General features: G+C 46.7%; 3 protein-coding genes. 1 reads left to right on the top strand and 2 read right to left on the bottom strand.

Annotated elements, in window-relative coordinates:
- Nucleotides 1-253: 253 nt before the first annotated feature.
- Nucleotides 254-694, top strand: coding sequence for a D-aminoacyl-tRNA deacylase (dtd, locus tag A1359_RS02550; protein WP_066977551.1), 441 nt, complete (start codon nucleotides 254-256; stop codon nucleotides 692-694).
- A 3-nt stretch (nucleotides 695-697) separates the two neighbouring features.
- Here dtd and rfbA read toward each other — a convergent pair whose 3' ends face one another.
- The gene (rfbA, locus tag A1359_RS02545) at nucleotides 698-1,585 is read right to left on the bottom strand and encodes a glucose-1-phosphate thymidylyltransferase RfbA (protein ID WP_066977548.1); all 888 of its coding nucleotides are present in this window, start codon (nucleotides 1,583-1,585) and stop codon (nucleotides 698-700) included.
- Nucleotides 1,586-1,587: 2 nt separating this feature from the next.
- Nucleotides 1,588-2,484 (bottom strand): dTDP-4-dehydrorhamnose reductase, encoded by an 897-nt coding sequence (gene rfbD / locus A1359_RS02540; protein ID WP_066977544.1) that lies wholly within the window; start codon nucleotides 2,482-2,484, stop codon nucleotides 1,588-1,590.
- Nucleotides 2,485-2,555: the final 71 nt, after the last annotated feature.

The following is a 2,555-nucleotide window of genomic DNA, read 5'->3' as shown; positions in this document are numbered from 1 at the left end:
ACTAAGGAATATGCATGGAATATCATATGCAAGAATCCTGTGTAGGTGCGGATTTATCCGCAAAGTGCGAATAAATTCGCACCCACAGCTGACGAACTTGTTTCATGCGCAATCCTAAGCTACAGGCAGATATTAACCGGGGTACGCTGGTTTCCCCACAATTCTTGTTAAATTTCTTAAACTCCTGGCTAATCAACCACATCATGGGCACAGACAAAAAATTAGATCACTTTCTAACTCGCACTGACAAGCTATGATCAGCATTATTCAACGCGTCACTGAAGCCAAAGTCACTGTTGATGACATTGATATTGGCGTAATAGGACAAGGTATCATGGCATTGGTGGCTGTAGAAAAAACCGATAATCAAACCCAAGCTAACCGGCTATTGGAACGCATTCTGAATTACCGGATTTTTGCCGATACCGACGACAAAATGAATTTGAGTTTACGCGACATTCAAGGCGGATTATTGATCGTGCCGCAATTCACCTTGGCAGCCGACACCCAAAAAGGCAATCGCCCCAGCTTTGCCAGCGCCGCGCCGCCAGAGATGGGTCGAGAGTTGTTTAGCTACTTTCAGCAACAAGCCAGTTTGCTTTATCCTGGCACCCAATACGGTGAATTTGGCGCGGATATGCAAGTGGCTTTAATCAACAACGGCCCGGTGACGTTTACTCTGCGTTGTAACTGATTCTTAAGTTAACACCTGCTGTTTAAGCAGCGCCAGCAGATATTGACCATAACCGTTTTTCGCCAGCGGCTGTGCTAGTTTTTCGATTTGTTCTGCATTGATCCAACCACTACGCCAGGCGATTTCTTCCGGGCAAGCGATTTTTAAACCCTGACGTGTTTCTATGGTTTCGATAAAGTTACTCGCCTCAATCAGACTGGCGTGGGTGCCGGTATCCAACCAAGCATATCCTCGCCCCATAATTTCGACGTTGAGCTGTTGCTGAGCCAGATAGACCTTGTTCACATCGGTGATCTCCAACTCGCCGCGAGGTGATGGCTTTAAATTCAGCGCAATATCCACCACTTGATTATCGTAAAAATAGAGTCCGGTCACTGCATAATTGCTTTTGGGCTGCAATGGCTTCTCTTCTAAAGAGGTGGCCTTCCCTTTTGCATCAAAACTGACGACACCATAACGCTCCGGATCGTGCACGTGATAGGCAAAGACGGTTGCGCCCTCGGTTTGCAGATCTGCATTTCTAAGCTGAACATGCAAATCATGCCCATAAAAAATATTATCGCCCAACACCAAAGCACTGGGATGATTGCCAACAAATTCCTTACCAATAATAAATGCTTGCGCCAGACCATCCGGACTAGGCTGCACGGCATACTGAAGATTAATTCCCCAATCACTACCATCGCCCAACAAATGCTGGAACAATGGCGTGTCCTGTGGGGTAGAGATAATCAAAATATCTTTAATACCGGCCAGCATTAGCGTGCTGAGCGGATAATAAATCATCGGCTTGTCGTAAATAGGCAGCAATTGTTTAGAAACGGCTTTGGTCACTGGATACAGTCGAGTACCTGAACCGCCGGCGAGGATAATACCTTTACGCTGAGTCATGATTATTTTCCGTGAATTTCCATCAACATCCGCTCTAGCCCAATTTGCCAGCTTGGCAAATTTAGATTGAAGCAGGCTTTAAGTTTGTTATTATTTAATCTTGAATTTAATGGTCGTTTTGCAGGGGTTGGATATTGGGCTGTAGAAATAGCCTGTAAGGCATTTTCCGGTAGCTTTAACGGTATCCCCGACTGGCGGGCAAAATCCAATACATAAGCCGCATAATCAAACCAACTGATTTGACCATCGGCTACCAGATGATACAAACCTGACACATCAGGCTGCTTAATCGCCATTTTAATGGCATGTGCTGTCACATCCGCCAACAACTCAGCCCCGGTGGGTGCACCAATTTGGTCATTGATGACAGATAATTGCTCGCGCTCCTGCGCCAGTCGTAACATGGTTTTGGCAAAGTTATTACCGCGTGCGGCATATACCCAACTGGTGCGAAAAATCAAATGTAAGCAAGAAGACTGTTGAATGGCCAGTTCTCCATCCAGCTTTGTTTTACCGTAGACACTTAAGGGCTGGACCAGATCACTTTCACACCAAGGCTGATCGCCGCTGCCGTCGAACACATAATCGGTGGAATAATGTACCAGCCAGGCACCGCAGTCTTTAGCCGCTTGAGCTAATTTCGCCGGCGCTAGTGCGTTGATAAGCTGAGCTAATTCGGTTTCGGATTCTGCTTTATCGACTGCTGTATAAGCTGCAGCGTTGACAATCACATCCGGCTGAAAATCTTGCACCGTTTTGCCAATACCGGCCAGATTGGTTAAATCTCCGCAATGCGTTTGGCTATGCCTATCCAAGGTAATTAATTCACCCAATGGCGCCAGGCTTCGTTGCAACTCCCAACCCAGCTGACCGCTTTTGCCGAAAAGTAGGATTTTCATGACTGGCTATCCCTGCCAGTCACCCTGCGGGCGGCCAAGCCGTGCAAATTTGTTCCCAACAAATTAGTCAT

Origin of the sequence: Methylomonas lenta (genome assembly GCF_001644015.1) — a bacterium.
Taxonomy (GTDB): Bacteria; Pseudomonadota; Gammaproteobacteria; order Methylococcales; family Methylomonadaceae; genus Methylomonas; species Methylomonas lenta.
The sequence above is the reverse complement of the archived record's forward strand: the minus strand, read 5'-3'. Positions and strand labels throughout refer to the sequence as shown.